Origin of the sequence: Citrobacter freundii ATCC 8090 = MTCC 1658 = NBRC 12681 (genome assembly GCF_011064845.1) — a bacterium.
In the GTDB taxonomy this organism is placed as follows: domain Bacteria; phylum Pseudomonadota; class Gammaproteobacteria; order Enterobacterales; family Enterobacteriaceae; genus Citrobacter; species Citrobacter freundii.
Genome location: NZ_CP049015.1, coordinates 4449886 through 4463292 on the forward strand (window position 1 = coordinate 4449886; position 13407 = coordinate 4463292).

A 13407-nucleotide genomic window follows, 5' to 3' on the forward strand; every position below is an offset into this window, starting at 1 on the left:
GCATAGAAAGTTTTGGGAAAAAAACTCTCTCGTAACGTGGGGTCGCAAGATTATAGAGAAGTCAGGGTCAAAGATCGACCCCTTTATGTGATTTGCGGCAGGTTTAACCGGCTAAATGTTCCCGCTTCAGATACTCTTCGCTTTGCATCTCCTGCAAACGCGACAAACAGCGCTGAAATTCAAACTTCAGACGCTCGCCCTGATAAATTTCATAGAGTGGCGATGCCGCGCTGACCACCAGCTTGACGTGGCGTTCGTAGAACTCATCCACCAATGCGATAAAGCGCCGCGCTTCACTCTCCATCAGCGGGGTCATGACCGGCACATCAGACAACAGTACCGTGTGAAACAAACGCGACAGCGCAATGTAGTCATGCTGGCTACGCGCATCGACACAGAGCGTGGTAAATGACACCGCCAGCGTTTGGTTTTCGACGGCCAGCGTCTGCATCGGACGATGATTGATCTCCAGCGTCGGCGCATGTTCACCTTTGGTTCCCGCTAATGCCAGCCAGAGTTTATCCATCTGTTGGCGGGTTTCCTCATTCAGTGGCGACAGCCACAAATGCGCCTGCGTTAAGGTGCGCAGACGATAATCGACGCCAGCATCAACATTCATGATGTCGCAATGCTGTTTGATAGCATCAATGGCAGGAAGAAAACGCGCGCGTTGTAAACCGTTGCGATACAGCTCGTCTGGCGGAATATTGGAGGTCGCCACCAGCGTAATGCCACGGGCAAACAGTGCCTTCATCAGGCCGCCGAGTAGCATGGCGTCGGTAATATCAGAAACAAAAAATTCGTCAAAGCACAGCACGTCCGTTTCTGCCTTAAAGCGATCGGCGATGATTTCCAGCGGATCGCTCTGCCCCTGTAAGGCAGTAAGCTCTTCATGCACACGCAGCATAAAACGGTGAAAGTGCAAACGCTGTTTACGTTCGCCCGGCAGACTATGGTAGAACAGATCCATCAGCCAGGTTTTTCCGCGCCCAACTCCGCCCCACATATATAAACCACGCACCGGTGTGTTGATCGGCGACTCACGCTTGCCCAGCAATTTGCCAAAACGCGCCATCAGTCCGCTCTCCTGCGGCGCAGGTCGCGCTGGCGTCGTAAGCGCCTGGAAAATTGTTTCCAGTCGATTCACGGCTTCTTGTTGTACATTGTCGGGCTGATGACTGCCGTCGTTGAGGGCTTGCTGGTAACGCGATGTCGGGGAAAGGCTTTGCATGATGTTATTGTTATTCCTTGAGAATCGATGTGCCGTCGCTCACGGTTGACGAAAAAAAGGCCGTTCTACATTACGTGATATAAACACGGGATTCCACTTCTACGGGATTAGCGGTTATAGTGGCATAATCAGGCGCAGGCATGGAGCCTAAAGCCAACACCCTACGGAAACACAAGACAACGGGAGATGTTCATGACCTGGGAATATGCGCTAATTGGGTTAGTCGTCGGTATCATTATTGGTGCTGTAGCCATGCGTTTTGGTAATCGGAAATTACGCCAACAGCAGGCATTGCAGTACGAACTGGAAAAAAATAAAGCTGAGCTGGAAGAGTACCGTGAAGAACTGGTGAGCCACTTTGCCCGCAGCGCTGAATTGCTGGATAACATGGCGGACGATTATCGTCAGATTTACCAGCATATGGCGAAAAGCTCCAGCAACCTGCTGCCGGGTATGTCGCCGGAAAACAACCCGTTCCGTAATCGTCTGGCAGAGTCTGAAGCAGGCAACGATCAGGCGCCGGTTCAGATGCCACGTGACTATTCTGAAGGGGCATCTGGCCTGCTGCGTAGTGGCGCAAAGCGCGACTAACCGCACATCGTTAAGAAATTTATTGGGCGCAGCAATTGCGCCCTCCGCTTCTCTTCCCGTCCCAGCTATTATTTAGTCGTTAGCCTCATTGTGACCAAACCGAAAATTCAATAACATCAAACTGTTTTGAATCATCTTCCGTTTACTCAAGGTACGAGAGCAGGATCCATGAAAAAACAAACCCAGCTGTTGAGTGCATTAGCGTTAAGTGTCGGGTTAACTCTCTCGGCGCCATTCCCGGCCGTCGCGTCGATTCCCGGCCAGGTTCCCGGTCAGGCTGCGCTCCCCAGCCTCGCCCCGATGCTGGAGAAAGTGTTGCCAGCCGTGGTGAGTGTAAGGGTCGAAGGCACCGCCACTCAGGGGCAGAAAGTCCCGGAAGAGTTCAAAAAGTTTTTTGGTGATGAACTTCCCGATCAACCTTCCCAACCTTTTGAAGGACTGGGTTCAGGTGTCATTATTGATGCCGCCAAAGGCTACGTCCTGACCAATAATCACGTTATTAATCAGGCGCAAAAAATCAGCGTTCAGCTTAATGATGGTCGTGAATTCGACGCAAAGCTTATTGGCAGCGACGATCAGAGCGATATCGCACTGCTACAAATTCAACACCCCAGCAACCTGACGCAAATTGCCATTGCTGACTCTGATAAACTCCGCGTGGGTGATTTCGCGGTGGCTGTGGGTAACCCGTTCGGTTTGGGTCAAACAGCCACCTCCGGGATTGTATCGGCTTTGGGTCGCAGTGGGTTGAACCTGGAAGGTCTGGAAAACTTTATTCAGACTGACGCCTCTATCAACCGCGGTAACTCCGGCGGCGCATTGCTTAACCTCAACGGTGAGCTGATCGGTATTAACACCGCGATTCTGGCCCCCGGTGGCGGCAGCATCGGTATTGGTTTTGCAATCCCGAGCAACATGGCGCGCACGCTGGCACAGCAGCTGATGCAGTTTGGTGAAATCAAACGCGGTCTGTTGGGCATCAAAGGCACCGAGATGACTTCCGATATCGCCAAAGCGTTCAAACTGGACGTACAGCGTGGCGCGTTTGTCAGTGAGGTTCTGCCTAACTCCGGCTCCGCAAAAGCGGGGGTGAAATCAGGTGACGTCATTACCAGTCTCAACGGTAAACCGCTTAACAGCTTCGCCGAACTTCGTTCACGTATTGCGACAACCGAACCAGGGACCAAAGTCAAACTGGGCCTGCTACGTAACGGTAAACCGCTGGAGGTTGAAGTCACCCTCGATACCAGCACATCATCGTCCGCCAGCGCAGAGATGATTGCGCCTGCGTTGCAAGGGGCCACGCTCAGCGACGGTCAGTTAAAAGACGGTACCAAAGGCATCAGAATTGATAACGTTGAAAAAAGCAGCCCTGCCGCACAGGCCGGACTGCATAAAGATGACGTTATTATTGGCGTTAACCGCGATCGCGTAAACTCGATCGCTGAAATGCGTAAAGTGCTGGAAGCGAAACCGTCGATCATTGCCCTGCAGGTGGTGCGCGGTAACGAGAGTATTTACCTGCTCCTGCGTTAACGCATGCAACCGGACATCAGCCCCTCGTGTGATGTCCGGTAAACTCGTGATATGCTGCAGCCGTTCCCTTTATTAATGACGCCGCCATCATGTTTGTGAAGCTTTTACGTTCGGTCGCGATTGGTTTAATCGTCGGCGCTATTCTGCTGGCCGCGATGCCCTCGCTGCGCAAAATTAATACGCTTACCGCACCGCAGTTCGACAGTGCAGATGAAACGCCCGCCAGCTATAACCCGGCGGTTCGCCGTGCAGCACCTGCCGTCGTTAACGTTTATAACCGCAGTATGAACAGCACAGCGCATAACCAGCTTGAGATCCGCACGCTCGGCTCAGGCGTTATCATGGATCAGCGCGGCTACATCATTACCAATAAGCACGTCATTAACGATGCCGACCAAATCATCGTCGCATTGCAGGACGGTCGCGTATTTGAAGCGCTGCTTGTGGGGTCTGATACGTTAACCGACCTTGCGGTGCTGAAAATCAACGCCACTGGTGGACTGCCGACAATTCCAATTAATAACAAACGCGTACCGCACATCGGCGATGTGGTTCTCGCCATCGGGAACCCGTACAACCTCGGGCAAACCATCACTCAGGGGATTATCAGTGCCACCGGTCGTATTGGCCTGAACCCGACGGGGCGGCAAAACTTCCTGCAAACCGATGCCTCCATCAACCACGGTAACTCCGGCGGCGCGCTGGTCAACTCGCTGGGCGAGTTGATGGGTATTAACACCCTGTCATTTGATAAGAGCAACGATGGCGAAACCCCGGAAGGGATCGGCTTTGCTATTCCTTTTCAACTGGCAACCAAAATCATGGATAAGCTGATTCGTGACGGGCGCGTGATTCGCGGCTATATCGGCATCAGCGGCCGAGAAATTGCGCCACTGCACGCCCAGGGCGGCGGGATGGATCAAATTCAGGGGATTGTGGTTAACGAAGTAGCCCCGGACGGTCCGGCAGCGCAGGCAGGTATTCAGGTTAACGATCTGATTATCTCGGTCAATAACAAACCGGCGGTATCTGCACTGGAAACGATGGACCAGGTGGCAGAGATTCGACCAGGTTCAGTTATCTCCGTGGTCGTGATGCGCGATGACAAGCAGTTGACGCTGCAGGTCACGATTCAGGAATATCCGGCGACCAACTAATACGGATATAAAAAAACCGGAGCAAGTGCTCCGGTTTTTTACTTTTGGGCAGTTCGTTACTTAACGAACTCTTCGCCCAGAGTGATATCTTTCTTCAGCGTATCCAGCATACCTTCCAGCGCAGCTTGTTCAAACGCGCTCAGCTTGCCGATAGACTGACGCTCTTCTACGCCGTTTTTGCCCAGCAGCAGCGGCTGAGAGAAGAAGCGAGCATACTGACCATCGCCTTCAACGTAAGCACATTCAACCACACCTTTTTCGCCGCTCAGTGCGCGAACCAGTGACAGTCCGAAACGTGCTGCGGCCTGACCCATAGACAGGGTTGCAGATCCGCCACCGGCTTTAGCTTCCACAACTTCAGTACCCGCATTCTGGATACGTTTGGTCAGGTCAGCTGCTTCTTGCTCGGTGAAGCTTACGCCAGGAATTTGTGACAGCAGCGGCAGAATGGTCACGCCAGAGTGGCCGCCAATAACCGGGACTTCAACGTCGCCAGGCTGCTTGCCTTTCAGTTCCGCAACAAAGGTGTTGGAGCGGATGATGTCCAGCGTGGTCACGCCAAACAGTTTGTTCTTATCGTATACGCCTGCTTTTTTCAGGACTTCTGCAGCGATAGCAACGGTCGTGTTCACCGGGTTGGTGATGATACCGATACATGCTTTCGGACAGGTTTTAGCAACCTGCTGCACCAGATTCTTCACGATACCGGCGTTAACGTTGAACAGGTCGGAACGATCCATACCCGGTTTACGTGCGACGCCCGCGGAGATCAGTACTACATCAGCACCTTCCAGTGCAGGGGTAGCGTCTTCGCCACTGAAGCCTTTGATTTTCACAGCAGTAGGGATATGGCTCAAATCAACGGCCACACCAGGCGTTACTGGAGCGATGTCGTACAGGGAGAGTTCTGAACCTGAAGGCAGTTGGGTTTTTAACAGTAATGCTAGCGCCTGACCGATACCACCAGCAGCGCCGAGGACTGCAACTTTCATCCTAAACTCCTTATTATATTGATAAGCAAAGTGTCTATTGCTCCGCGGCGGCGACCTTAATTCACAAATCCAACGAATACAACAACCACGCGTCAAGAATGCGTAGTCACGCAAATTTGGCTTTTATGCATTTAACTTACGTAAAATAAAACCTAAGTTACGTAATTCAAAACCACCCGCACAGTAGAGCAACTTTCCAACAGGTGCTGACAATATACCCTACCCACCTCTCAAAACAACATCAATTTGATAACATTTAATTTACTTTTAACCTTATTTGCGAGCCGTGACACAGGCATGTTTCTTGATAACGAAATTTGATAAAATTCCGCTCTTTCATAACATTATTTCAGCCTTGAACAAGGCAGACTGTTTGCATAAAAATTCATCTGTATGCACAATAATGTTGTTTCTACCGCCATATTACGGGTGACTTATGCGAAGCTCGGCAAAACAAGAAGAATTAGTAAAGGCGTTTAAAGCGCTGCTTAAAGAAGAAAAGTTCAGCTCTCAAGGCGAAATCGTCCTCGCATTGCAGGATCAGGGCTTTGATAATATCAATCAGTCCAAGGTTTCACGCATGCTGACCAAATTTGGCGCCGTGCGTACCCGCAATGCGAAAATGGAAATGGTGTACTGCCTTCCGGCGGAACTGGGCGTGCCTACAACCTCCAGTCCGCTGAAAAATCTGGTGCTGGATATCGACTATAACGATGCGGTCGTGGTTATTCATACTAGTCCTGGCGCTGCTCAGTTGATTGCACGTCTGCTGGACTCATTGGGGAAAGCGGAAGGTATCCTGGGTACGATTGCCGGTGACGATACCATCTTCACCACCCCAGCTAAGGGTTTTACGGTAAAAGATCTCTACGAAGCCATTCTGGAACTGTTCGAACAAGAACTGTAATACCGCCTCCCCGTCGCCTCGCGGCGGGGGAAAACACTCTCTTTCTACCCCCTTCCGTCTATTTTTAACTGCTATGCATTTAACAAATGGTGCGTTTAACCGTCAAAAACCATTCACATAGTGAATATGAAGGCTTAAAAACGCACATTTTGCAAAAAAACCATATCCAATTGATTTTATTTAATTTATTTCTTTTAAAATGTTCGAAACGCTCTTTTTAATTCCATTTGGTTATAAAAAATATTTTTCTTAACACTTAATACCCACAGAAACAATTAGCGTGGTATTAATTTATCAGGTTATTAGTGTATACTTGATTTTGTGATGAGGGTCACGAAACGCAGACCCCTATAAAAGAATTCGACGAGGTAAATATCATGAAAATCAAAACTACTATTGCAACCTTAAGCCTTCTTTCTGTTCTCTCCTTCGGTGCAAGCGCCGCGGTTACTCAGGTGAACTCACAAGAAGCACAGAATCTGCAATCTATGGGTAGCATCTCCGTATCTCAGATCGGTAGTTCACCAATGGACATGCGTCAGGCCATCGCCGCTAAGGCTGAAAAAGCAGGCGCCAGCAGCTATCGCGTCACCGAACTCCGTGAAGGTGCTCACTGGCACGCTACTGCAGAACTGTACAAATAAACCCTCGTCGTCTAAGTCCGACGACTTGCCCCCGCCTGCCGGGGGCTTTTTTATGTCTTACATTGAGTGACGAACGTTAAAACGCAACTGCCCTTCCAGCTCTTCTTCCGCTTCATCGAACAGTAAAATCAGCGCGCCGTATCGCCTGCGCAGCTTGTCCGGTAAATGGACAAATTCAATCTCCAGCGGCAACGGTAAAACTTCCCCGATAACCACCTCCCACAGAGAATCTAAATCAACCACCTTCTCCCTGGCGAGACCGAACGTGCGCGTAAACTCACGATAGAAATCACCCTGGTCTTCTATCTCGTCAAAATCAAATGTATAGATATTCATCTATAGCCACCATCCCGACGCCAGCCACTCTACAGACCGCCAATATGTAGGGGTCTCTCGCATTTTCAGGTAAGTATAGCCATAAAAAAACCGACGCTTTTAGCGTCGGTTTTCAACTCTTAATTACTGACCAGCGCATGCTGGTATTTGTGCAACATCCCACTGAGTCGTTTTACCGGCTCGGTCACCTGTGGTGGTGCTTGCCAGATGATTAATTTCTCCTGATAGATCTCAAGCTCTTCCAGCAACTGGCTAAAATAGCGTCGACGCTTGTCGTCATTTCCTGCGGAAATCACGCGATCGGCAGTGCGGCGAAGCTGGCGGTGGAATGCGGAGAGATCTTCGTTTACCGGCACCGGCGCATCGCGCAGGCGCTGGTGTGCGATGATCATTGTCAGCGCCAGGCGAAACTTCGCCAGGTCGCCCGGAAATTTGTTCATCAGCAAAAACAGCTGCTGATAAAGCGCCGGGAGGTGGTTTTCTTTACGACGTACCACGTTGGTGGTCATCGCTGAAACCGCCGCCGAGACAAACTGGTTGAGCAACACACGACCCGTTCTGTCACGAGAGTTATCACGCACCAGCAGAATGACGATAAACGCCAACATGCAGCCAACAATCTGCCCCAGTGCACTGTCAAGGAACTGGCTAAAGTGGAAGGTCATCGGGTTATCCAGCACGATGATATTAATGGTGCTGGCCAGCGCCCCCATCGAACCCAGCCGTCGTTTCTGTACTTCAATCCCCAGAAAGAATCCCAGCACTGCCAGGCTCAGGCACAGCAACAACATGCTTTGCTGCGTATTAGGGATAATCACCAAGAAATAGAGTGCCCCGAGCGGTAACGCCGCCAACGTACCGTAGATAAAGTCTATCGCCACCATGCGCGGGTTGGGCAAACGCATTGCCAGCGAGGTGACGACCGCAATCATCACCATTGCGCCGCTGCCGGATGTCCAGCCGGTCCACAGCCAGAATAAGGTTCCCAGCACACAAGAAAGCGTGGTGCGCCAAAAGTTAACCATCGCATGGTGACGCTCGGCAGATTCCACTTTCACCACCGGTTCACCTTGCAGGATCTCTTCTTCGATTGCGCTAATTTTGGTGTTGCTGACAACTCCACGTTTAAGTAACAGATAGCGCGTTGCCGCCCCGGCCCAGGTGTAAATTGTGACAGGTGTGTCACGTTCACCGGTCCATGCAATCACCCGACGCATCCGCTTCAGCTGTTTATGGACATCCTGTACCGTTTCAACCGGCGTATCGAACAACTCGCGGAAGGTATCGGTGATCAGTTCTGGTCGGGTATTCTGAATAAGATAGGTTTCGCAGGATTGTGTGATAAGCGTAAGCGACAGCGTATTCAATGCCTTGAGTCTGCGGTTAGCCCGCACCCAGCGCGAGGACTCCATATTCAGGTTACTACGCATCCCTTCCAGCGCCGCCGTACGCCGGACTAAATCTCCCCAGGCTTTGTCTACTTCTTCACTGTCGCCATGCTTAATGCACAGCTGCATAAGCTGATATTGCGCCACCAGCAGGCTATCCAGTTCGACATCAATCTCCTGTTTCACCGAACGGGGCGAAAAGAGCAGGTCGGCAACAATGGCACAGACAATACCCATCACAATTTCACTACAGCGTTCGAGCGCAAATTGCGGCGTCAGCAGCGGTTCAGCCTGGATAGTAATGACGATGATCAGCGCCGTATAGCCTGAAAGCCCCCAGGCATAAGAGTTTTCGATCTTCACTAACGACGAGATCCAGGTACAAAAACCGGCCCAGATACAACACACCAGGATCATCAATAGCGGGGCGCGGATCATGCTGATGATAATGATCAGGGCGGCAATACAGCCGATAAATGTCCCGACAATACGCAACATGCCTCGATAGCGGATAGCACCTGAATAAGGTTCTCCGCCAGCGGCAAAGGCTGGACCTGCCGCCACAATGGCCGCGGTCAGCACCGCCCAGCGCGGGGTCTCAAGCTGGAAGTGAAAGCCAACGAACAGCGCCAGTACAATCGCGCAGGCCAGTTTTACCGCAAAGCGGATATGCTGGTTGGCAATGGAGAAAATACTCATCGCGATTAACCAAACTCGCGCAGGCGGTGCGCCATTTTACGGAAGAAAGATTCCTGACTGGCATCGCGATCCTGCTTGCCGGTAATGACGACGGTCGCAGTCGTCCCGGCAGGCCACAAGGTTCCCTGCTGCTCATCAAGACGAATTCGCACCGGCACACGCTGCGCCAGACGCACCCATTCAAGATTGGAATCAATGGTCGCCATACCCTTGGCGTCCCGCGTGCTGCTGGCATTCGTTACGCCAGCCGCCACACTATCAACCGTGCCCTTCAGCACATTATTACTGCCAAGCGGGGTGATTTCAGCGCGATACCCAGGGCGGACGCCTTCCAGTTTGGTTTCTTCCATATACGCCAGCACATAGAAAGAATGCTGTTTGACCAACGCCACCGCCGTGGAACCGCGCGTGATAAATTCGCCGCTATAGACGTTCAGGTTAGTCACCCAGCCGTCTGCTGGCGCGCGAATAACGGTACGTTCCAGATCTAATTTCGCCAGGTCGCGGGTCGCTTGTGCCTTCGCAAGCTGGTGTAATACGGTTTGCAGGACGTTGTTTGATTGGTCAATCTCTTCACGAGACATAGCCTGCACGCCCAGTCGGTTACGACGACCGGCCTCCTGGCGTTTTTCCTGCGCCAGTACCTGATAATAGGCCACGTCAGCTTCGGCCTGCTCGAGGGCTTTCTTATAGCGTGGCTGGTCGATAGTGAACAGGATCTGATCCTTTTTCACCAGTTGGTTATCATGGATGTTAACGTTGGTAATAAGGCCCGCAACATCCGGCGCAATCGCGACGACATCGGCGCTGAAACGCGCATCACGCGTCCACGGCGACTCGGTGTAGAACACCCATGCGCGAAAAATAGCGATGAAGGCCAGAATGACCAGTATCACGGTAATGGCCGTGCGGGAGAGTTTTCTTGTTAGTGTTTTCACTTCAACCTCAAACGAACAGGCGCGTTATTAAATAGAACAGACAGCAATACAGCGCGGTGTTAAACAGAGCCGGATGCCAGACAAAATCATAGATGCCAGTCGGAACAAGCACCCGACGCACCAGCCAGAAAATCGCCAGTGACAAAAGTAATTCGAAAAAAATCGGTGGGAAGGACAGACCAAACACCACGATAACGGGAAACAGACTCATGTTGACCTTGGTAACGTAAGAGAGTGCAGATGATAGATTTTCTAGCGTATGTCACCGCAGAGAAGGGCAAGGATGAGCCAGGCGAGAGCGACATAGCCGTTATTTGAATAATAATATATTAACGTAACTGTTATGCTGTTATCTATATTATGTGATCTAAATCACTTTTAAGCCAGAGTGAACAATGGAACGATTAAAACGTATGTCGGTGTTCGCCAAAGTTGTCGAAATGGGCTCCTTCACTGCCGCCGCAAGACAGCTACAAATGAGCGTTTCATCGATAAGCCAGACGGTCTCAAAACTGGAAGATGAGCTACAGGTCAAGCTGCTAAACCGCAGCACGCGTAGCATTGGGCTAACTGAAGCCGGTAAAATATATTATCAGGGCTGCCGGAGAATGCTGCACGAAGCGCAGGATGTTCACGAGCAACTCTATGCCTTTAACAACACGCCCATCGGCACTCTGCGCATTGGCTGTTCTTCAACTATGGCACAAAATGTCCTCGCCGGATTAACCGCCACGATGCTGAAAGAGTATCCGGGATTGACGGTAAATCTGGTGACCGGCATCCCGGCCCCGGATTTAATCGCTGATGGTCTGGACGTGGTTATCCGCGTCGGCGCGTTGCAGGACTCCAGCCTGTTTTCACGCCGTTTGGGGGCTATGCCGATGGTGGTCTGCGCGGCGAAAAGCTATCTCGCACAGTTTGGCACCCCGGAGAAACCTGCCGATCTCAGCAACCACTCGTGGCTGGAATACAGCGTGCGCCCGGATAATGAATTCGAGCTTATCGCTCCGGAAGGAATTTCCACCCGCCTGATCCCAGAGGGTCGTTTTGTGACTAACGATCCGATGACATTGGTGCGCTGGCTGGCCGCAGGCGCGGGCATTGCCTATGTACCGCTGATGTGGGTGATCAATGAGATCAATCGTGGCGAAGTGGAGATTCTGCTTCCCCGCTACCAGTCGGATCCGCGTCCGGTCTATGCGCTGTATACCGAAAAAGACAAATTGCCGCTCAAGGTGCAGGTGGTGATTAACTATCTGACAGACTATTTTGTCGATGTAGCGCAGCTGTTTCAGGGAATGTACGGTCGGGGAAAAGAGAAATAAAAAAAGTGTAGGCCGGATAAGGCATTGACGCCGCATCCGGAAAGATGCCCGATGGCACTGGTGCTTATCGGGCATACATCATGATGTTATGCGGTGCCACCCACGGTCAGGTTATCCACCTTCAGCGTCGGCTGGCCCACGCCCACCGGCAGGCTCTGCCCTTCTTTACCGCACACGCCAACCCCGTTATCCAGTTTCAGGTCGTTACCCACCATCGAAATCTGCTGCATCGCTTCGATACCAGACCCAATCAGCGTCGCGCCTTTCACCGGTTTGGTGACTTTACCGTTTTCAATCAGATATGCTTCAGACGTAGAGAACACAAATTTCCCGGAGGTGATATCCACCTGGCCGCCGCCGAAGTTAGGCGCATAAATACCGTATTCAACGGATTCGATGATTTCCTGCGGCGTAGATTTCCCCGGCAGCATATAGGTGTTGGTCATACGTGGCATCGGCAGGTGCGCGTAAGATTCGCGGCGACCGTTACCCGTTGGCGCAACGCCCATCAGGCGCGCATTCAGTTTGTCCTGCATGTAGCCTTTCAGAATACCGTTTTCGATCAGCACGTTGTACTGACCCGGTGTGCCTTCATCATCAATAGCCACAGAGCCACGACGGTCCGCCATTGTGCCGTCATCCACCACGGTGCACAGTTCTGACGCTACCAGCTCCCCCATGTGACCGCTGAATACCGAGGTACCACGGCGGTTAAAGTCGCCTTCCAGACCATGACCGACCGCTTCATGCAGCAGAACGCCAGGCCAGCCAGCGCCGAGTACTACTGGCAGCGTACCAGCAGGCGCAGCTACCGCAGAGAGATTAACCAACGCCATGCGTACGGCTTCTTTCGCCCATGCGTCAGCACGAACTTCACCATCAAGGTCGCCCAGGAAATAGTCATAGCCAAAACGACCGCCGCCACCGCTGGCGCCGCGCTCGCGCTTACCGTCCTCTTCCACCTGTACGCTTACGGACAGGCGTACCAGCGGGCGAACGTCAGCGGCCAGCGTACCGTCGGTCGCTGCTACCAGGATCAGTTCATAAACACCGGTCAGGCTGGCGGTTACTTCCTGGACGCGCTTGTCGGCGGCACGCGCCACGCTGTCTACGCGGCGCAGAATATCCAGTTTCTCTTCGCGGCTCATGCTCTGCAGGGGATCAACCGAGGTGTAAAGCGCCTGATGCTCCACAGCTCCCAGCGTTTTTACTTTGCCGTCACCGCTGTCACGCACGATAGTACGGGCAGCATGAGCACTCTGCTCCAGCGCCAGCAGGCTAATCTGGTCTGCATAGGCAAACCCTGTTTTTTCGCCGCTGATGGCGCGCACGCCAACGCCCTGATCGATATTGTAAGAACCATCTTTAATGATGCGGTCTTCTAAAACCCAGGATTCGTGATAGCTCGACTGAAAATAGAGATCGCCGTAATCAAGACGGCGTTCGGCCAGTTGGCCCAGGATGGCAAACAGATCCTGATGTTTCAGGCCATTTGCCGCTAGCAATTGTTCACTTACCAGGTTCAGACTCATCGTTTTGCTACTCATTAGTTACTGTTGTAGGCCTGATAAAACGCGCCAGCGTCGCCATCAGGCACTTCAATGCCGGATGGCGGCGTGAACGCCTTATCCGGCCTACGGACTGCGGTAGAGGATCTATGTTG

13 protein-coding genes are annotated in these 13407 nt (G+C 52.0%); 6 read left to right on the top strand and 7 right to left on the bottom strand.

Annotation, left to right across the window (positions count from 1 at the left end; genetic code table 11):
* Positions 1 to 103 precede the first annotated feature (103 nt).
* The gene (gene zapE / locus G4551_RS21395) at positions 104 to 1231 is read right to left on the bottom strand and encodes a cell division protein ZapE (protein WP_003839902.1); all 1128 of its coding nucleotides are present in this window, start codon (positions 1229 to 1231) and stop codon (positions 104 to 106) included.
* 192 nt (positions 1232 to 1423) lie between these two features.
* Here zapE and zapG point away from each other — a divergent pair, with 192 nt between their 5' ends.
* The 3 genes from zapG (at position 1424) to degS (ending at position 4515) form a co-directional block, all read left to right on the top strand.
* Positions 1424 to 1822 (top strand): Z-ring associated protein ZapG, encoded by a 399-nt coding sequence (gene zapG, locus G4551_RS21400; protein WP_003025147.1) that lies wholly within the window; start codon positions 1424 to 1426, stop codon positions 1820 to 1822.
* A 168-nt stretch (positions 1823 to 1990) separates the two neighbouring features.
* A complete protein-coding gene (degQ, locus tag G4551_RS21405) occupies positions 1991 to 3358 on the top strand; it encodes a serine endoprotease DegQ (protein ID WP_003025151.1) in 1368 nt (455 codons plus the stop codon).
* A gap of 89 nt (positions 3359 to 3447) precedes the next feature.
* On the top strand, positions 3448 to 4515 hold the full coding sequence (degS, locus tag G4551_RS21410) for an outer membrane-stress sensor serine endopeptidase DegS (protein ID WP_003025154.1): 1068 nt from the start codon (positions 3448 to 3450) through the stop codon (positions 4513 to 4515).
* 56 nt (positions 4516 to 4571) lie between these two features.
* Here degS and mdh read toward each other — a convergent pair whose 3' ends face one another.
* Positions 4572 to 5507 (bottom strand): malate dehydrogenase, encoded by a 936-nt coding sequence (gene mdh, locus G4551_RS21415; protein WP_003025158.1) that lies wholly within the window; start codon positions 5505 to 5507, stop codon positions 4572 to 4574.
* Between the two features lie 436 nt (positions 5508 to 5943).
* On the opposite strand from mdh, the gene argR reads away from it, so the two are divergent.
* A complete protein-coding gene (argR, locus tag G4551_RS21420) occupies positions 5944 to 6414 on the top strand; it encodes a transcriptional regulator ArgR (protein ID WP_003025162.1) in 471 nt (156 codons plus the stop codon).
* Positions 6415 to 6791: 377 nt separating this feature from the next.
* Positions 6792 to 7058, top strand: a complete 267-nt coding sequence (gene yhcN / locus G4551_RS21425) for a peroxide/acid stress response protein YhcN (RefSeq protein WP_003025165.1) — start codon at positions 6792 to 6794, stop codon at positions 7056 to 7058.
* A 57-nt stretch (positions 7059 to 7115) separates the two neighbouring features.
* On the opposite strand, the gene G4551_RS21430 is transcribed toward yhcN, so the two are convergent.
* From G4551_RS21430 to aaeX, 4 genes are all read right to left on the bottom strand, one after another.
* Positions 7116 to 7394 (bottom strand): barstar family protein, encoded by a 279-nt coding sequence (locus G4551_RS21430; RefSeq protein ID WP_003025168.1) that lies wholly within the window; start codon positions 7392 to 7394, stop codon positions 7116 to 7118.
* 119 nt (positions 7395 to 7513) lie between these two features.
* Positions 7514 to 9481 carry a p-hydroxybenzoic acid efflux pump subunit AaeB gene (gene aaeB, locus G4551_RS21435; protein WP_003839898.1) on the bottom strand — a complete coding sequence of 656 codons (1968 nt, stop codon included), beginning with the start codon at positions 9479 to 9481 and terminating at the stop codon, positions 7514 to 7516.
* Between the two features lie 5 nt (positions 9482 to 9486).
* A complete protein-coding gene (aaeA, locus tag G4551_RS21440; RefSeq protein WP_003025174.1) occupies positions 9487 to 10419 on the bottom strand; it encodes a p-hydroxybenzoic acid efflux pump subunit AaeA in 933 nt (310 codons plus the stop codon).
* Positions 10420 to 10426: 7 nt separating this feature from the next.
* The gene (aaeX, locus tag G4551_RS21445) at positions 10427 to 10630 is read right to left on the bottom strand and encodes a p-hydroxybenzoic acid efflux pump operon protein AaeX (protein ID WP_003025177.1); all 204 of its coding nucleotides are present in this window, start codon (positions 10628 to 10630) and stop codon (positions 10427 to 10429) included.
* A 184-nt stretch (positions 10631 to 10814) separates the two neighbouring features.
* Here aaeX and aaeR point away from each other — a divergent pair, with 184 nt between their 5' ends.
* A complete protein-coding gene (gene aaeR, locus G4551_RS21450; protein ID WP_003839896.1) occupies positions 10815 to 11744 on the top strand; it encodes an HTH-type transcriptional activator AaeR in 930 nt (309 codons plus the stop codon).
* Between the two features lie 86 nt (positions 11745 to 11830).
* On the opposite strand, the gene tldD is transcribed toward aaeR, so the two are convergent.
* Positions 11831 to 13276, bottom strand: a complete 1446-nt coding sequence (gene tldD, locus G4551_RS21455) for a metalloprotease TldD (RefSeq protein WP_003025183.1) — start codon at positions 13274 to 13276, stop codon at positions 11831 to 11833.
* Positions 13277 to 13407: the final 131 nt, after the last annotated feature.